Genomic DNA, 16,097 nt, shown 5'->3' on the forward strand with positions numbered 1-16,097 from the left:
TAAAAGTGGAAGAGCGAACCCGAAGTAATAAAAAAAAGATAAAGAAAAAACGTTCGTGGTTTAAAGTGTTCGTGATCAGTTTTCTGGTCGTGCTCGTAGGTGGAGGTGCAACCTTCGCTTACGTCGCGTATAAGACGTTCCAGACCGCAAACGATGCAAATGTCGATTTAGCGCGCGGTGACAAGTCCGAGAAACGAGAAGCAGCCATTGATTTGACGAAAGATCACTTTTCCGTTCTGCTCGTCGGAACGGATGAACGACCTGGTGACACCTCATCCCGTGCTGATACGATGATCGTCGCGACATTCAACAAGGACGATCAAACTGTGGATATGGTCAGCATTCCCCGTGATTCACTCGTCGAGATCCCTTCTGTCGGTTACGAGGATAAAATCAACCACTCTTATGCCTTTGGGGGCATCGATTCAACGATTGAAACCGTCGAGACGTTGCTCGATATTCCAATCGATTATTATGCATCGATCAACTTCAATGGTGTCGTCGCGATCGTCGACGCATTAGGCGGCATCGATGTCGACGTCAAGTTACCAATCGATACACTCGACTCATCCGATAAGCGCAATGGCGTTAAATTGGAACCGGGTCAACAGACGTTGAACGGAGAGGAAGCACTCGCCTATGCCCGAATGCGTTATCAAGATCCTGAAGGAGATATTGGTCGGACAAAACGTCAACAACAGATCGTCGAAGCCATCATTGATCAGTCGACATCGTTCGGTTCAATCACCAAACTAAACACACTGATGGATGCTACTGGAGACAACTTCAAAACGAACATGTCGTTGACAGAAGCGTTCCAACTGCAACCGTTCATCAAAAAAATCGGTTCCATCAACCGGATTGATTTAAAAGGTACCGATGCGAAAATCAATGGCGCTTATTATTACCAGCTCGATCCAACATCACTGGCTGACGCGAAGACGACATTGAAGGAACAACTTAATTTGCCAATCGATGAAACGACAGACAGCATCACGTCGGAGGCTGTAGATGATTCGTTCACTCCAAGCAACTGATCATGCGTCACTACTGGAAGTACAACGTCGCGCTTATCAGATAGAAGCCGCATTACTCGACGCTACTGATTTCCCGCCATTATGCGAAACGATCGATGAGATCGACGTTGAAGCGCCGATCGGTTTCGTTTACGTCATTGATGACGACATTGTTGGTGCTGTCACGATTGCTGATGGAACGATTACCCGACTCGTCGTTGATCCGGCATACTTCCGTCAAGGAATTGCACAGTCCTTACTGCATCACGTGATGGAGCGACATCACACAAGACATGTCATGACCGGTGCACGTAATCTGCCAGCGCTCTCGCTCTACAATCGTTTCGGCTTTTCAGAAGTCCGGCGCGAGTGGCGTAGTGGGATCGAACTCGTTTTTTTGACTCGACTCTGATGAAGCGGTATAAGCGAAAACAAATAAGCAGCAGACCAATGTCTGCTGCTTATTTGTGCGCTTTAAAAGAAAAGGAATCCGAGAGCGGCTCCGATTAACACGATTCGTAACGGCGACTGTTTATAAAAACGAAGTAAACAGAACAAACCGAAGGCAATCAAGAAATCAAGACCACTTTTGATGCTTGATGTAAAGATCGGATCGTAGAGAGCAGCAAGTAGGATACCGACGACAGCGGCATTGACACCAATCAATATTCGTCCGACTGCTTGATTCTTCCGAATACGATCCCAGTACGGTAAAACACCGATGACGAGTAGGAATCCTGGTAGGAAGATGGCAAGCGTTGCAAGAATTCCTCCAGAAATACCGGAGACGACCGTACCGAGATACGTTGCAAACGTGAAGAGTGGACCCGGTACCGCTTGTGCTGCGGCATAACCGGCAAGGAACGTATCCGTGTTCATCAATCCAGGTACGAGTGTTTGCTCAAGGAATGGCAAGACGACATGTCCGCCACCAAAGACGAGGGCACCTGCACTGTACATGATACTCGTCAGTTGGACGGTTCCCGTCGCAGATTGCGCGAGAAACGGTGTGACGGCGAGTAAGACAAAGAATAAGACGAGTGCCGTGATACTAAGTAGGCGTGGGACGCGAATTGACAGGGATCCACCCGTCTCCGTCTCTTCTTTAAACCAGAAGAACGCAAAAAGACCTGCGAGCAACAAGACACCGACTTGCGCCAGTGGATGTGCGATCAAGAGTACGCCTGCTAGCGCTAGTAGCATCAACGTCATCCGTTTGACGCCTGTCGCAAGTTTCATTCCCATCCCAAGGACGGCGTCAGCAACGATCGCGACAGCGACGAGTTTCAAGCCATGAATGAATCCGGCTTCCGCGACATCGAATTGTGTCGCAAGAATCGCGAATAGAATCAGAGCGATACTCGACGGTAACGTGAAGCCGACGAAGGAAATGATTGCCCCTGCTACTCCTCCACGGATCAGACCAATTCCCATTCCGACCTGACTCGAAGCGGGACCCGGGAGGAATTGACAGAGCGCAACTAAGTCAGCATACGCTTTCTCATCAATCCATTTTTTCCGTTTGACATATTCTTCATAAAAATACCCGAGATGGGCGACCGGACCTCCGAACGACGTCAGTCCGAGCTTGAACGATACAAGAAAGATTTCGATTAGACGATTCATGCTTCACCTCCATCCTTCATTCTACACAAAAAATGTTAAGTTCTTGTGAACTTCAACGTTTTTTCTTTCCATAAGTCCCTTTTCGCCACAATTTCTCCATGGGACCTTGTGGATGAGACTGGAGATATCTGTTTGATGCAACCCCTTGTGCGATCAAAAGCAGGAAAACGAGTAACAGTCCTTGCCATAACGGTGTCGTTCCATGTTGTCCACTGAAGAAGACAAATACAGTAAAGACGAGTGTATGCATCAAATAATTCGTTAATGCCATCCGCCCCAGTCCAGCAAACCATTGCATACGTCCAGTACGAACGAGTAACGCGACGGCACAAGCATAGGTAATTGCAAGCGTGCGTCCTGAGAGCCAAACGTAAAATAGATTGATTGATCCGTCTGGTACGTCAGCATGCGCCTGCAAGATTCCAGCAAATGATGGAAGTGTCAGTAATAAGCTAATCCCAAGCGTCCACCACAGGAAACGATTCGTTGGGGGCGTTGCACTGAAGCGTTCCATCAAATAGGCTCCGATTAAGAAGAGTGATAGAATTTCTGGCCAAATGACACCGGAATTCATGAGGGCTTCCGGTAATTGAACTGTCGCGTGATGCGCTAAAAATCCGAGGAGATCGCGCGATGCGACGAACGACTGAAGTGTCTTATCCAGCTCGACGACGGGAGCGTCGCCAAATTGACGAGCACCAAAGAAAATAAGTAGATAAAGCAAAATGGCATAGATTTGAAATGCTATCGCAAACAAGAGCTTCGTGACCGGCTTTGTTTTAGCGAACAATAACAAAATGAAGCCTGTCAACGCATACGTATGTAAGATATCCCCTTGCCAGACAAGCAGGTGCAAAAGACCAATGATAAGCAGAATTCCAAGTCGCCTTGCGAAGATCGTCATCGGTAGACCACGTTGTCGTAACCGGTTGATGAACAGATAAAAACCGGCTCCGAACAGAACACTAAACAGGGTATAGAATTTCGTCTGGATGAAGAGATCGAAAATGAGACGAATCGATTGATCCATCTCGCCCATCATCGCATTCGGTCGATCACCGAGAAAACTCGGCATGTTGACGAATAATATCCCGCATAGTGCAAAACCACGCAACACATCCAAATAGACGATGCGTTGATTCAATGATTGATTCATTCCAACACTCCCTTTCTGAAAAAAGACCGCTCACACGGATATGAGCGGTCTTTTTTGATATACGTTATTTCGATGTAAAACGTTCCAACAAATTCAACAATGGTCGATAGCGTTCACCAAGCAAACCGAGTGACTCGACGAGAATGTCAAGAACGAGCAACAGCATGACGAGTGAGACCAAGGCACCGAGCGAGTTCGTCTGCGAGAACAGAATCGCCGTCATCCCGAAGATGGCACAGAGTCCGTAGATGACGAGCACGGCTTGGCGCATCGTAAATCCGAGATCAAGCAGCCGGTGATGCAGATGGGCCTTATCCGGCGCAAATGGTGGTTTTCCTTGCAACACCCGTCGAACGATCGCAAACAATGTATCGGAAATCGGGATCCCGAGCAAAATGACCGGAACGGCAAGCGAGAACAGCGTCACGTTCTTGAACCCAAGAAGTGATAACACACCAAGCATATAGCCGAGGAACAAGGCACCGGTATCACCCATGAAGATTTTCGCTGGGTAAAAGTTATGAAACAGAAAACCGAACGTACTCATCAGTAAGAGAATCGCAACGATCGTCACGTAGACGTTTCCTTGGATGACGGCAAGACTGATCAATGTCAACAGGACGATACTTGAGACACCCGCTGCTAACCCGTCTAATCCATCAATCAAATTGACAGCATTCGTGATCCCGATGACCCAAAGGAACGTCAGCGGAACACTCCACCATCCAAGATAGAGCTGCTGATCGAACGGTAGATTGATGAACTCGATCCGAATCCCACCGTTTAGGACGATGACGGCAGCAACGATTTGCCCCATCAGCTTCAAACGGGCATTGAGTTGGAATCGATCATCCAGTGCACCGGTCAAAATAATAACGAACCCACCGACTAAAATATGCGTCGCGTACGGACTCGAAGGTTGTAAGATAAAATAACCGATCATGAAAGCGATATAGATCGCTAATCCGCCAAGTCGCGGCATGATTCGGACGTGTACTTTTCGCGCGTCTGGACTGTCAACGGCACCGACTGCAATCGCAAAGCGTTTCACGACGGGTGTGATCAGTAAGGCGGCGATAAAACAGACGATGGACGCAGTCCATAACATAGTAACATCACGCTCCTGCGCGAATTATATCATAAAAAAAAAGAGCCGACGAGCGGCTCTTACATGAAGATCGGTACTTCAGCAGCTGGATCATATGTATAGATACCGCGCCCGACTTTTTTGATGGCAGGGTTTGCCTGTTCGACTTTCGCCATCAATTGGTAGATGTTACTAATTTGGTGACGGTAACGCAATTCAAGCTCCATTTGGATGTCACGTGCTGTCATCGATTCACGCTCGCGCATCAAATCGCTGATTTGGTGCACGTAGACCTCTAGTGGATAACGTTGGTTGACGCGACGTTGTTTTAACGGACGTTCATGCGTGACGGCGACTTCTTGCGAATGTTCTCCCGTTCCACGGCTTAATTCCGAGATCAAATACTCGGCACGTCGCTGTAAGCGACGGTATTCCTCTTCGATTTCCATTAGTTCGCGGTAGATATGTTCACTGTTACCCATTCCTTGCCCCTCTTTCCTTTTTTATACATTAATGTTTCAATCATGTTTCAGTTGTATGTATTTTGAAATATTTTAAACTATAATTTGCCTTGATAATATATAATTTCTTTAATTATTTAATTATCCTGTAATATTTTCATATCCTTACCGATAAATTGGCTACACCTCATATTAACAGAAAGGAGTGAAAACGGAACATATAATTTCTACATTTAACTATTTTAATAATACTTAAGTTCTACTAATCCAATATATATCTTTATTATTTTACCGAAAAGGAGACTGGAAATTTAATGGGCAAATTACCTAAAACACTTCGGACCGCTCTAGTACTTTCGTTGGTATCCGGTTGCTTCGCCTCTGCTTCTTCTACTGTATCGGCTGCTTCTGGAACAACCTTTACGAAAACCTCGTATCAGACGACGGATGCCTTGAATCTACGCAGTTCGAACTCGACGTCTTCTAAAAAATTGCTGACGATCCCGAAGACGACGAAAGTCACGTCGAGCTATCGAAAAGGCTCTTGGTATAAGTTGTCATATAAAGGAAAGACGGGATATGTGACCGGATCTTATCTGAAAAAAATCGAGAGTGGCACTTCTTTCACGAAGACGTCTTATAAGACGACAGATGCGCTGTCCTTGCGCAGTGCGGCAACGACATCTTCTACTCGATTACTGACGATTCCTAAGGGAGCCGGTGTACAATCAAGTTTCAAAACTGGTAATTGGTACAAAGTGACCTATGCCAATAAGACGGGTTATGTTTCTGGTTCTTATTTAAAGAAAGTGACCACACCAGCCAAAACGACTGTCTATACGACGACGGATCGCTTGAATTTCCGTTCGTCTCCTTCGACATCTGGAAAAGTCCTGACGACGATTCCAAGCGGAACTGCCGTCAATTCCCTCGCCGTTAAAGCAAACTGGCATACAGTCCAGTACCAAGGGAAAACGGGGTATGTCATGGGAACGTACCTGAAGAAAGGGACTTCCGTTCCTGCCTCGACGACTGGAAACATCGATTATAGTGGTTCAAAGATGTATGTGTTAATCCCGTCAGGCAATAGTGTCGCGCTTCGTGCGAGTGCGTCGACGCTCAGTGGTCAAATCGCTCGTCTTGGACGCGGTACTCCTGTCGTCGTCACGAATCCACGTCATCAAACGAAAGGGTTCGTCGCCGTCCGGACAGCAAGTGGTCAAAGCGGTTATATCGATGCGACGTATCTGACGTTGTTCCAACCAGCACCATCGAATCGTCCACTTCTCGTCCTTGACCCAGGTCATGGCGGACACGACGCAGGTGCAGTTCGTTACGGCGTTGCTGAACGTGACATCGTCCTTGCTGTCACGAAACAAGTCGCCGAGCGTCTTGCCGGAAAAGTCGATGTGACGATGTCACGCTATACGAACGACTACTACCCGTCACTCGGAGAGCGGAGTGCCCTTGCGAACAGTCATGCAACGACTGCTTTCGTCAGTGTCCATATCAATGCTTCAACGAGTACGCAAGCATACGGAGCAGAGACCTTCTATTATAAAGGAGCCTCTTCGATCAACCTCGCTCGTAACGTCCAACAACGCCTCGTCTCATACGCTGGCATGCGCGACCGAAGCGTTCACTACGCGAACTACGCTGTCATTCGCGGTACACAAGCGCCGTCGATTCTAGCGGAACTCGGGTTCCTCTCGAACAGCGCGGATCGTGCGAAACTGACGAACGCGACATATCAATCACGCTACGCGCAAGCGATCGCGGACGGCATCCTCGCTTCACTTTAAGTCAACGCCATATCAAAAAGGATCGCTCAGGGAAGCGATCCTTTTTGCATACACATAACTTTCAAGGAATGTCCTTCACCATCAGGAAATGGTTCAGACAAGGGAGCGACTAGCGAGGATTTGCTCAAGGGATAGCAAATCTGTCGAATCGACACGATAGTCTGCCTCATGGAGCGCCGACTCCGGTCCAACTCCGACGGCATACATGCCGGCAGCGTGGATGGCAGTGATGCCAGCTGTCGCATCTTCTACACCGATGCAATGGCTCGGTTCGACGTCGAGTGCTTCTGCAGCACGGAGAAACACTTCAGGGTGTGGTTTCGATTGTGCAACGGTCGCAGCGTCTACGATGTCATCGAAATAGTGTCGGACCTTTAATGCCTCGACGACCATCAGCGCATTTTTAGAAGCCGACGCCATTCCGATCTTCAGCCCAGCGTTTCGGATTTCATCGAGGAATGCAGTGATTCCAGGAAGAAGATCCTGTTCAGAAATATGTTGGATCAATGTGACATAGTGTTCATTCTTCTTCGCAGCGAGTGCTAGCTTCTCCTCCGCTGAAAAAGCGTCCTGTTTTCCACCAAGCGCAAGGATCCGCTCGAGTGAATCCATCCGGCTGACACCTTTTAATGTCTCATTGAATTCCCGGTCGAACGGGATATCCAAATCCTCTCCTAATTGTTTCCACGCTAAGTAATGATACTCTGCTGTATCGGTAATTACGCCGTCTAAATCAAAAATGACCGCTTCGATCGTTGGTGCCATCCGACATCCATCCTTTCTTCCATCGTCCATGAAAGGCAAGAAATCGAATGACTTTGCGCAAACGATTGCACTTGCCTCATGAATAATTTTACTGGTTCTTCCGAATCTTTGCAAGCGTTATCAAATATTTCTGATTTTCTATTTTTAAGCGCGAAACATGTTTATTTTGATAACGCTTTCAATTTTAAGGGAATGTTTTACTTATTTCGTTCTTTACTATTCGTTTTACATTTTTTAACTGCTATAATGAATCTCATAGCATATGAGGGAGTGACGAAGATGTTTCAACGTGTCAAACAGTTGTTGAATGATCAAAGTCGAAGAATTCATCGTTATGAAAAAATCGTAACGACGATCAATAGCCTAGAACGAGAAATGGAACAAACATCCGATCAAGCGTTACGTGAATTGACCGCCTCATTACGTGAGCGGCTACAAGCCGGGGAACGAATCGATGCCATCACACCAATGGCATTCGCCCTTGTCCGAGAAGCGAGTAAACGAACGCTTGGCTTACGGCATTACGACGTGCAGCTCATGGGCGGTCTGGCGTTACTTGAAGGACAAATCGCCGAGATGGCGACCGGTGAAGGAAAGACGCTCGTTGCTTCACTCGCGAGCTTCACTCAGGCGCTTCACGGAAAAGGTGTCCACGTCATTACCGTCAATGAGTATCTGGCACAACGCGATGCGGAGCAAATCGGTCAGATTCACCGCTTTTTAGGGTTGCAGGTCGGAATCAATCCCGCTGAAGCTACGTTTGAGGAAAAACGGATTGCCTACGCAGCAGACATTACATACGGTGTCGGAACTGAATTCGGGTTCGATTACCTGCGCGATCATCTGATCATGGAGCCGACGGAACGTCTGCAACGTCCGCTTCATTTCGCCTTGATCGACGAAGTCGATAGCATTTTAATCGATGAAGCGAAAACGCCACTCATCATGGCGGAACGAGACAGTGTCCATGAAGGATTACAGCAACTCGTCCGTCATGTCGTCCAGACGTTCGAAGACGAGCGGGATTATACGTTCGACGAAGAGATTAAAGCGGTCGCCTTGACCGACCATGGGATTGAGGCGATCGAAGAGGCATTTGCGATTGATCATCTGTTTGCAGCTGAGCACTCCGTTCTCTTCCATTACGTCATTCAAGCTTTACGTGCTCATGTCGTCCTCAAACGAGATGTCGACTATATCGTCAAGGATCAAAAAATCGCACTCGTCGATCTCTTTACTGGTCGTCTGATGGAAGGACGCAGTCTATCTGACGGATTACATCAGGCACTTGAGGCAAAAGAAGGTGTCCCGGTCACGGAAGAGAACCGGACGACAGCACAAATCACGATTCAGCACTACTTCCGTCTCTATCATCAGGTAGCAGGAATGACGGGTACAGCGGCGACGTCACGAGAAGAGTTCCAAAAGACGTACGGGATGGATGTCGTGACGATTCCATCGAACCGTCCGAAAATCCGGATCGATGCGGAGGACGTCATCTTTGCGACGCGTGACGAAAAATTAGAAGCGATCGCGCTTGCGACAAAATCGGCACACGTCACGGGACGACCCGTTCTGATCGGTACTTCGTCGATTGAACAGTCCTTACGCGTTGCGAAGACACTCGATGCACACAAACTCACCTACGAGATCCTGAACGCAAAAACCGTCGATCAGGAAGTCCGGATCATCGCCGCCGCTGGACAAGCTGGCCGAATCACGATCGCAACGAACATGGCAGGTCGCGGAACGGATATTTTGCTTGATGAAACGGCGCAACAACAAGGCGGATTGTTCGTCATCGGAACCGAACGTCATGAATCGATCCGAATTGATAACCAACTCCGCGGTCGGGCAGGTCGTCAAGGCGATCCCGGATTAACGCAATTTTATCTCTCGCTCGAAGATGAACTGCCACGTCGTTTTGCACGTGACCGTCTCGCACGCGTGCAACAAAAAGTACGGGATGCTTCCGGTCCACTTGCTTCACGTGACGTCCGGGATCTATTGCAGTTTGCTCAGTCGACGTGTGAATCCGTTAATCGGAGTGTTCGGGATGAACTCGTCCAGCTCGAAGAAGTCATCAGTGAACAACGGCAAGCAATCTATCATCTCCGCAACAAAATCGTTGATGCGATGTCACTTGAAGACATCGTCCAACCGTTTGCCGGACGTGTTCTGCCGTCGATCATCGACCAAACGCTTTCTGAAGATCTCGTCCCAGAAGAATGGCCATTGGCACTCGTCACGACGGAACTCGAGCAACTGTTGCATCAACCGGTCACGTTAGAACGACTGGAAACGATCGACGAGATGAAACGACAACTCGAACCGCTGATTGCTGACACCGAAGCCTTGCTCGTTGCCCATGTCGAAGCTGAAAAAGAGACCGTCAAACGCTTCATCCTCCTTGCACTCGATGAGCAATGGACGCGCCACTTAACAGCCATGAACACCTTAAAAGAAGGAATCCACCTCCGAGGTTACGGTCAAGAACAACCCGTTCGCATCTTCGAACGAGAAGGCATGGATTACTTCGAATATGCCATTGCGAGTTTTGAGAAACAGGTCCTTTCTGGCATCTGCCGCGCCGAACAGACACAGGATAGCGAAGGAGAGCTGCACCATGCACACGTCGAATGAAGCGTTCCGTCCCCCACTCTATTTCACGGAGGACATGCCAATCGTCAAGGAAGATGAATACGTCTTTCGTCACGTCGCAAAACAATTACCTGACTTACAGGTCAATCAGATGGCGATCCATCTGTTCCAAGTCTTATCGCGTCGTCCGCTTCACGTCATCGCCTTATTCCAAAACACGTTGTCTCAGTCGTTCCATCTGAATGATCTTGTCGTCCTTGCCTTATCCGGTGACGAACTCGTCGCTCGCAAAGTCCTCAGTATCGAAGAAGTCCCGGTCATCCTTCCGATGGCGACGCTCCCGCTCTGGTTGACGTTCGAAGAAGATGACTGTTTCGTCGACCTCGAACAGTTGACGGAGCCATTGCAGCTCGTCTTCTCAAGTGAGACGCTGACCGAGCTGTTCATCGACGATGACTTCACGGAATCGGAACGACGCATCATCCGTCAAGTCGCTTATTCGCATCCGACACCCCCAGCAGATGGCTGGTCTCTCTTACCGGTCTCGATCATGCGCGAGCCGGATACTGTGACGGCGACCGTCCTCGTCCGTAATGCCAGCGATCAGACACTGACGCTCGAGGCGCTAACGTTCGAACTGATGAATGGCGAGACGCCACTCGCAGACGTCACCCATCCTGGATTGTCCTTACCCGCTCATAGCCAACATGCGATTCGTCTCCGTTTCGCCTGCACCGCAACAGATGTCCCGGCATTCGGTCTCCGTTATCTTCCTCCCTCTTCCTAAAAAAACGTCTCGGCACACAAGATGCCGAGACGTTTTGCTTATCCTTTTAAGAGTCCGATGACGCGGACATTGATTGCTTTTGGTTGGAACGCGAGCATGTTTTCCATGTCTTGTGCGATCCGTTCTTGGACTTTTCCAGCTGTCTTGATGATCGACATGCCGTATTTGATATGGACGGACAGACTGACCGTAATGTCGCCGCCGACATCTTCGACTTTCACGAGTTTGACCATCTGTTTTTCCTGCAGTTTCGAATCATCTGCTGTAAAGGCGATGCCTTCCGTTTCTTGAACGGCTACCCCTGCGATGACCTCGATGACTTGTTGCGAGACGTTCACGACACCGTCCGCATTATTTAAATTATATGACATACCTTCCACGCCCTTCGTCTAGTAATCCATCTATCTTAAAGTGTAATGCATTCCGCCTTATTTTGAAAGGTCTTCCCGTTTCTCGACGATCGGGCGAATGTCGATCTCAATCAAAGGACGGAGGACACGGACGACGAGCGGGTGTATGATGATACCAACGATCAACAAGGCGACGCCAATCATGATCAGTAAGGCGAGCCACGGTTGCGGTACGAATGCATCCGTCACGTACTGACGCCACGCCATGACGAAAAAGACATGGAGTAGATAAACGTAGAGACTGAGTTCTCCAGCGCGTGTGATGAGCGGGAGGCGACGCATCGGAACCAACATCATGAAACCGAGCGAGGCCGCGATCGACAAGAAATAGATGACGCTATGCTTGAGTACACCAATCCATGTATCGCTGTCATACTGTTCAGCGTACGGGAAACGGTGCTTGAAGGCATTCGCGAAATCGACGATTTCTTGCGGTGTGTCACGCCACGCCTCGAACAATAAGAATCCCATGACGGCAGCAAACGTCACACCACCGATCAAGCGGACGTTCATCCGGCGCTTGAAGTTCTTCGGCATCTCGAAGATGCGGATGAATTCGTGTTCCGATAGATAGTTCCCGAGTAAGAAATAGGGATAGAACATGATCAGCTTCCGAAGTGCCAAGAATCCCGTATTTTCGAGTTCGAATCCATACAGCAAGGCGAACGCAAGGCCAAACCAGACGTATCCACGCAAGTGAACGACATACGGCGTCACGATGTACCAGACGACCATGACGAACAGATACCAAAGTGCCCAGTAGGGACGTAGTAAATGCGTACCGATGTTTTCACCAGAAAAGAGTGGCAATCCTTCCCCAATCGTCGCCCACGATCCAATTAAGATTTGCCAGACGCAGTAGACGGCAAATAGTTGGATGACACGTAAATACTTGTTTTCGCGGAAGAAATAACCGCTTAAAATAATGAATAATGGCATATGAAACGAGTAAATCAACAGATAAACCGTCTCGAGTAGCTTTCCGTCATAATCAAACCGTAAATCCGTCAGCATGTGACCGATGACGACAAAAATGACAAGAAAACCTTTGATATTATCAAACCACGGATTCCGATTCATGTTACACTACCCCTTATACTCCCTCGAAAGGAACGAATGTTTATGAAAAAGACACTCTTGATTCTATCTGTCGTCTTGAACGTCGTTCTCCTTGCATTGTTACTGGGACGTAAACCGCTCGAACTATTCGAAAGCGTCTTACCTGCAACGAGTACGACTCCAGTCACGACCTTCCAATACGATAAGAATCCAAACTATGTCCGTCTGAATAGTCTATTCCATACTTATCAATACCCAAAATCTGCGAATGCTGTCATGTTAGGCGACTCGATGACGAATTTTGCCGATTGGCGTATCTTGATGAAGGATCCGACGATCGTGAATTTCGGGATTCCTGGTGATACGACAGAAGGCTTTTTGACTCGCCTCGACTTGATCATTGAGATGAAACCAAAACGCGTTTTTTTGATGGGCGGTATCAATGATATTCGTCACTATACACCGATTCCGCAAATCACTGAGAACATGACGACGATCGTGACGACACTTCGAAAAAATAACATCGACGTCGTCATTCAGTCAACCGTTCCTGTCGCACCGAAATATTCGGACTCCGTCCGAATCAACCGGGACGTCGAAGCATTGAATCGGAATTTACAAAACCTCGCTCAATCCGTGGAAGTACCATTCGTTGATCTGCGACCTGTCTTGACGAATAAACAGGGGTACCTACAAAATCGGATGACGTACGACGGACTCCACCTCGTCGGTGGCGGTTACCTGCGCTGGAGTGATGCGCTGAAACCCTATGCGCTGAAAACCGATTTGACAGCAAATAACTAAATCAAAAAACGGCTCATCCCGATTTCCGAGATGAGCCGTTTTTTGATTATTAATCTTCTTGGTTTTTGACACCCATGTAGGCTGCGACGCTCGATGCTGAGAAAACAGCAACGGCAACGATTCCGACAGCAATCCAAATCACTTGATCCATCATTTCTTTATATCCCCCTTTATGTAAACGCTCGCTTCTTCATTTAGCGTACACGAATTTCGTCAAGAAAGAAACACATTTTCCATGTCTAATGACTAGACGATTCGGGAAAAAGTAACTATAGTAGAAGGACAACTACAAATTGTCAGAAAATTCGATTATTTAACAAGGAGGTGTTTCTGATGGCCACTTCATTGCTTACGCCGAAAGTGACGTTACGACATCGAAGTACTCTCAACTTTGGATATTGGCTTGTCATCGGATGCATAGGATGGGTGATGCTTGCCCTCGTCACGAATGTTGGTACCGTTCTTGGTCGTCTTCCTTTATATGAAAGCATTCCCCTCGCCATCCTTGTACTTGGTCTCACGGGTGTCGTACTAAAAATGGCGCGTGACGAGTGGTGGATTCGTTATCTCGAACGTCAGACGCAGTATTATATCGGACACGAGACCGTGACCGGTTGGTGTACGACGATTGATAGCATGTGGCTGATCCGTAAGACGATGCGCCGTGAACTTCGCTTGCTCTACCGGCATCTTGCGCAGACGAAAGCATCGGAAGAAGTGAAACAGATTCTTGCACTCCAGCTCGTCGAGCGTGGTGTTCTGATCGTCTACTCCCGACCAAAAAGTGATCATCCCGCTTGAAACGAAAAGAGGACTGCCCCATCATCTTCTATGAAAGAAGCAGATGGGACAGCCCTTTTTTAGTGTTTTAACCAATCCGTTGCCGCTTCAATCGTTGGCATGACGAGTTGGTGACCGTAATTCGACCACGTGACGTCGACTGATGCACCGGCTTGCTTCAAGAGTGCTGATAACTCTTCCGTTTCCTGAGCCGGACAAATCGGGTCATTGCTTCCGGCGCCGATGAAGACGCGCACGTCCGATAAGTCAGGTAGCGTCACACCACGACGTGGTACCATCGGATGCAACAGAATCGCTTGTTTGAACAAAGCTTCTTCGAACAACATATTCGCCGCGATGTTCGCACCGTTCGAGTACCCGACTGGAATCAGACGATCGAGATCAAAACCGCGCTCCGCTGCCTGGTCACGTAAAAACTGAATTAAACGTGCTGTCCGTAAAGCGAGGTCTTCTTCATCAAAGACACCTTCTGCGAGTCGTTTGAAGAAGCGTGGCATCCCGTTTTCCGAGACTTCCCCACGGACGGACAAGTAGCCTGCTTCCGAATCGAGCAACGAGACGAGTCCAACGAGATCTTGTTCCGTTCCGCCTGTGCCATGTAAGAATAAAAAGATCGGTGCGTCTGCTGTTTTTGGTGCTTGGTATAAATGAATCATACGAGTCTCCCCTTCGGTACAGTAATAGGTGTTACATGATTTGTGATTGCCGTACGATGTGCTTCGAATTGTTCCGGTAACTTCAAGTCTTCTCCGAGCATCTCGAACTCTTCATCGATCGCGAACCCTGGATTATCGGTCGCGATTTCATGGAGGATCCGACCGCGGTCATGGAAATAGATCGATGTGAAGTAGTTGCGATCCTTCACTTCAGTCGTCAACAAACCGAACGTGTTGATGGCGTTCATCCAGTCGAGTTGTTCCTTTTGATCCGTTGCCCGCCACGCAATATGGTGAACCGTTCCAGTCCCCGGACGACCGACTGGCATTTGACCATGAACGACGTCAACTACATTCCCGAACTCGCCTTCTGCGATGTACCGGTCAACGGTTTCCGTCCGTTTGCTGAGTGTCAGTCCGAATGTGTCTGTCAGTAATTTTGCTGTGTCTGATGGATCCCTTGACAGTAACGTCGCTCCCGCAAATCCTTTGATGGCGACATCACGTGTGATGCCGTCGATTTCATAGCGACTGCCTTGTCCCGCCTCGCGTTCGACGAGTTCAATCTGAAGACCGTGTGGATCTTCGAAGGCGATCTGTTGCTCTCCGAACCGAACCGTTTCTTCAAACGAGACGTTTTTTTCTGTCAGTCGCGCTTTCCAAAAATCTGCTGCACCGACCGGAATCGCGTAAGCTGTCGTTCCGACTTGTCCGGCACCGACCTGCCCTTTTGCCATGCCTTCAAACGGAAAGAACGTGATGATCGTTCCCGGTGCTCCAGATTCGTTACCGAAGTAGAAGTGGTACGTTCCTGGATCATCGAAGTTGACCGTTTTTTTGACGAATCGTAGCCCGAGAATCGTTCCGTAAAAATCGAGATTTTCTTGTGGATCGCCGACCATCGCTGAGATATGATGGATACCTTGCGTTTTCATATGATGCGTTCCTCCTTCAGTCGTATCTGTTAAAACAATAATAGTAACTAAAGAACAAAAAGTAAACTGATAAGCCTTCCCTCGTTCTTTTCTGGAACCTTTATCCATTTCCGACCGTAGGACACTAGGTA

16 protein-coding genes are annotated in these 16,097 nt (G+C 48.3%); 7 read left to right on the forward strand and 9 right to left on the reverse strand.

Features of this window, described 5'->3' with window-relative positions:
- Window positions 1-71 precede the first annotated feature (71 nt).
- Both ACZGCQ_RS10120 and ACZGCQ_RS10125 read left to right on the forward strand, forming a co-directional pair.
- Complete coding sequence (locus tag ACZGCQ_RS10120) at window positions 72-1,037, forward strand: LCP family protein (RefSeq protein ID WP_481266164.1); 966 nt, start codon at window positions 72-74, stop codon at window positions 1,035-1,037.
- Window positions 1,012-1,428, forward strand: coding sequence for a GNAT family N-acetyltransferase (locus tag ACZGCQ_RS10125; RefSeq protein WP_481266165.1), 417 nt, complete (start codon window positions 1,012-1,014; stop codon window positions 1,426-1,428). Before ACZGCQ_RS10120 ends, ACZGCQ_RS10125 begins: the two co-directional genes overlap by 26 nt.
- A gap of 62 nt (window positions 1,429-1,490) precedes the next feature.
- Here ACZGCQ_RS10125 and chrA read toward each other — a convergent pair whose 3' ends face one another.
- The 4 genes from chrA to ACZGCQ_RS10145 all read right to left on the reverse strand — a co-directional run bounded on the left by chrA (window position 1,491) and on the right by ACZGCQ_RS10145 (window position 5,367).
- Window positions 1,491-2,642 (reverse strand): chromate efflux transporter, encoded by a 1,152-nt coding sequence (chrA, locus tag ACZGCQ_RS10130; RefSeq protein ID WP_481266166.1) that lies wholly within the window; start codon window positions 2,640-2,642, stop codon window positions 1,491-1,493.
- Between the two features lie 52 nt (window positions 2,643-2,694).
- Entirely contained in the window at window positions 2,695-3,798 is a 1,104-nt protein-coding gene (locus tag ACZGCQ_RS10135) for a DUF418 domain-containing protein (RefSeq protein WP_481266167.1), read from the reverse strand.
- 64 nt (window positions 3,799-3,862) lie between these two features.
- Window positions 3,863-4,906 carry a glycosyltransferase family 4 protein gene (locus ACZGCQ_RS10140; protein WP_058705407.1) on the reverse strand — a complete coding sequence of 348 codons (1,044 nt, stop codon included), beginning with the start codon at window positions 4,904-4,906 and terminating at the stop codon, window positions 3,863-3,865.
- 59 nt (window positions 4,907-4,965) lie between these two features.
- Window positions 4,966-5,367, reverse strand: a complete 402-nt coding sequence (locus ACZGCQ_RS10145) for a Rok-like winged helix domain-containing protein (protein WP_029342544.1) — start codon at window positions 5,365-5,367, stop codon at window positions 4,966-4,968.
- A 293-nt stretch (window positions 5,368-5,660) separates the two neighbouring features.
- On the opposite strand from ACZGCQ_RS10145, the gene ACZGCQ_RS10150 reads away from it, so the two are divergent.
- Entirely contained in the window at window positions 5,661-7,148 is a 1,488-nt protein-coding gene (locus tag ACZGCQ_RS10150) for an N-acetylmuramoyl-L-alanine amidase family protein (RefSeq protein ID WP_481266168.1), read from the forward strand.
- Between the two features lie 93 nt (window positions 7,149-7,241).
- Here ACZGCQ_RS10150 and pgmB read toward each other — a convergent pair whose 3' ends face one another.
- Complete coding sequence (gene pgmB / locus ACZGCQ_RS10155) at window positions 7,242-7,913, reverse strand: beta-phosphoglucomutase (RefSeq protein WP_481266169.1); 672 nt, start codon at window positions 7,911-7,913, stop codon at window positions 7,242-7,244.
- 279 nt (window positions 7,914-8,192) lie between these two features.
- On the opposite strand from pgmB, the gene secA2 reads away from it, so the two are divergent.
- Both secA2 and ACZGCQ_RS10165 read left to right on the forward strand, forming a co-directional pair.
- Entirely contained in the window at window positions 8,193-10,556 is a 2,364-nt protein-coding gene (secA2, locus tag ACZGCQ_RS10160) for an accessory Sec system translocase SecA2 (protein ID WP_481266170.1), read from the forward strand.
- Complete coding sequence (locus ACZGCQ_RS10165) at window positions 10,540-11,301, forward strand: SLAP domain-containing protein (protein WP_481266171.1); 762 nt, start codon at window positions 10,540-10,542, stop codon at window positions 11,299-11,301. The genes secA2 and ACZGCQ_RS10165 overlap by 17 nt, the downstream gene beginning before the upstream one ends.
- Before the next feature lie 38 nt (window positions 11,302-11,339).
- Here ACZGCQ_RS10165 and ACZGCQ_RS10170 read toward each other — a convergent pair whose 3' ends face one another.
- The gene (locus ACZGCQ_RS10170) at window positions 11,340-11,672 is read right to left on the reverse strand and encodes an Asp23/Gls24 family envelope stress response protein (protein WP_029342549.1); all 333 of its coding nucleotides are present in this window, start codon (window positions 11,670-11,672) and stop codon (window positions 11,340-11,342) included.
- A 57-nt stretch (window positions 11,673-11,729) separates the two neighbouring features.
- Window positions 11,730-12,791 (reverse strand): acyltransferase family protein, encoded by a 1,062-nt coding sequence (locus ACZGCQ_RS10175; protein WP_214727690.1) that lies wholly within the window; start codon window positions 12,789-12,791, stop codon window positions 11,730-11,732.
- A gap of 42 nt (window positions 12,792-12,833) precedes the next feature.
- Here ACZGCQ_RS10175 and ACZGCQ_RS10180 point away from each other — a divergent pair, with 42 nt between their 5' ends.
- Together ACZGCQ_RS10180 and ACZGCQ_RS10185 are read left to right on the forward strand one after the other, a co-directional pair.
- Complete coding sequence (locus ACZGCQ_RS10180; protein ID WP_029342551.1) at window positions 12,834-13,574, forward strand: SGNH/GDSL hydrolase family protein; 741 nt, start codon at window positions 12,834-12,836, stop codon at window positions 13,572-13,574.
- Window positions 13,575-13,907: 333 nt separating this feature from the next.
- Window positions 13,908-14,375: a hypothetical protein gene (locus ACZGCQ_RS10185; RefSeq protein WP_029342552.1), complete on the forward strand. Its 468-nt coding sequence runs from the start codon at window positions 13,908-13,910 to the stop codon at window positions 14,373-14,375.
- A 59-nt stretch (window positions 14,376-14,434) separates the two neighbouring features.
- Here the strand turns inward: ACZGCQ_RS10185 and ACZGCQ_RS10190 are convergent, their stop codons facing one another.
- Together ACZGCQ_RS10190 and ACZGCQ_RS10195 are read right to left on the reverse strand one after the other, a co-directional pair.
- Window positions 14,435-15,031, reverse strand: a complete 597-nt coding sequence (locus ACZGCQ_RS10190; RefSeq protein ID WP_047393135.1) for an alpha/beta hydrolase — start codon at window positions 15,029-15,031, stop codon at window positions 14,435-14,437.
- Window positions 15,028-15,966 (reverse strand): VOC family protein, encoded by a 939-nt coding sequence (locus ACZGCQ_RS10195; RefSeq protein WP_069940950.1) that lies wholly within the window; start codon window positions 15,964-15,966, stop codon window positions 15,028-15,030. Before ACZGCQ_RS10195 ends, ACZGCQ_RS10190 begins: the two co-directional genes overlap by 4 nt.
- Between the last annotated feature and the right edge of the window lie 131 nt (window positions 15,967-16,097).

The sequence above is a fragment of the Exiguobacterium sp. HSB13 genome, from assembly GCF_056764755.1.

What these genes read in the sequence shown, in the direction of transcription:
- ACZGCQ_RS10145 (WP_029342544.1), bottom strand. Translation starts at nt 5,367, where the DNA reads ATGGGTAACAGTGAACATATCTACCGCGAACTAATGGAAATCGAAGAG.
- ACZGCQ_RS10175 (WP_214727690.1), bottom strand. Translation starts at nt 12,791, where the DNA reads ATGAATCGGAATCCGTGGTTTGATAATATCAAAGGTTTTCTTGTCATT.
- ACZGCQ_RS10125 (WP_481266165.1), top strand. Translation starts at nt 1,012, where the DNA reads ATGATTCGTTCACTCCAAGCAACTGATCATGCGTCACTACTGGAAGTA.
- secA2 (WP_481266170.1), top strand. Translation starts at nt 8,193, where the DNA reads ATGTTTCAACGTGTCAAACAGTTGTTGAATGATCAAAGTCGAAGAATT.
- ACZGCQ_RS10150 (WP_481266168.1), top strand. Translation starts at nt 5,661, where the DNA reads ATGGGCAAATTACCTAAAACACTTCGGACCGCTCTAGTACTTTCGTTG.
- ACZGCQ_RS10135 (WP_481266167.1), bottom strand. Translation starts at nt 3,798, where the DNA reads ATGAATCAATCATTGAATCAACGCATCGTCTATTTGGATGTGTTGCGT.
- ACZGCQ_RS10140 (WP_058705407.1), bottom strand. Translation starts at nt 4,906, where the DNA reads ATGTTATGGACTGCGTCCATCGTCTGTTTTATCGCCGCCTTACTGATC.
- pgmB (WP_481266169.1), bottom strand. Translation starts at nt 7,913, where the DNA reads ATGGCACCAACGATCGAAGCGGTCATTTTTGATTTAGACGGCGTAATT.
- ACZGCQ_RS10185 (WP_029342552.1), top strand. Translation starts at nt 13,908, where the DNA reads ATGGCCACTTCATTGCTTACGCCGAAAGTGACGTTACGACATCGAAGT.
- ACZGCQ_RS10195 (WP_069940950.1), bottom strand. Translation starts at nt 15,966, where the DNA reads ATGAAAACGCAAGGTATCCATCATATCTCAGCGATGGTCGGCGATCCA.
- ACZGCQ_RS10170 (WP_029342549.1), bottom strand. Translation starts at nt 11,672, where the DNA reads ATGTCATATAATTTAAATAATGCGGACGGTGTCGTGAACGTCTCGCAA.
- ACZGCQ_RS10180 (WP_029342551.1), top strand. Translation starts at nt 12,834, where the DNA reads ATGAAAAAGACACTCTTGATTCTATCTGTCGTCTTGAACGTCGTTCTC.
- ACZGCQ_RS10190 (WP_047393135.1), bottom strand. Translation starts at nt 15,031, where the DNA reads ATGATTCATTTATACCAAGCACCAAAAACAGCAGACGCACCGATCTTT.
- chrA (WP_481266166.1), bottom strand. Translation starts at nt 2,642, where the DNA reads ATGAATCGTCTAATCGAAATCTTTCTTGTATCGTTCAAGCTCGGACTG.
- ACZGCQ_RS10165 (WP_481266171.1), top strand. Translation starts at nt 10,540, where the DNA reads ATGCACACGTCGAATGAAGCGTTCCGTCCCCCACTCTATTTCACGGAG.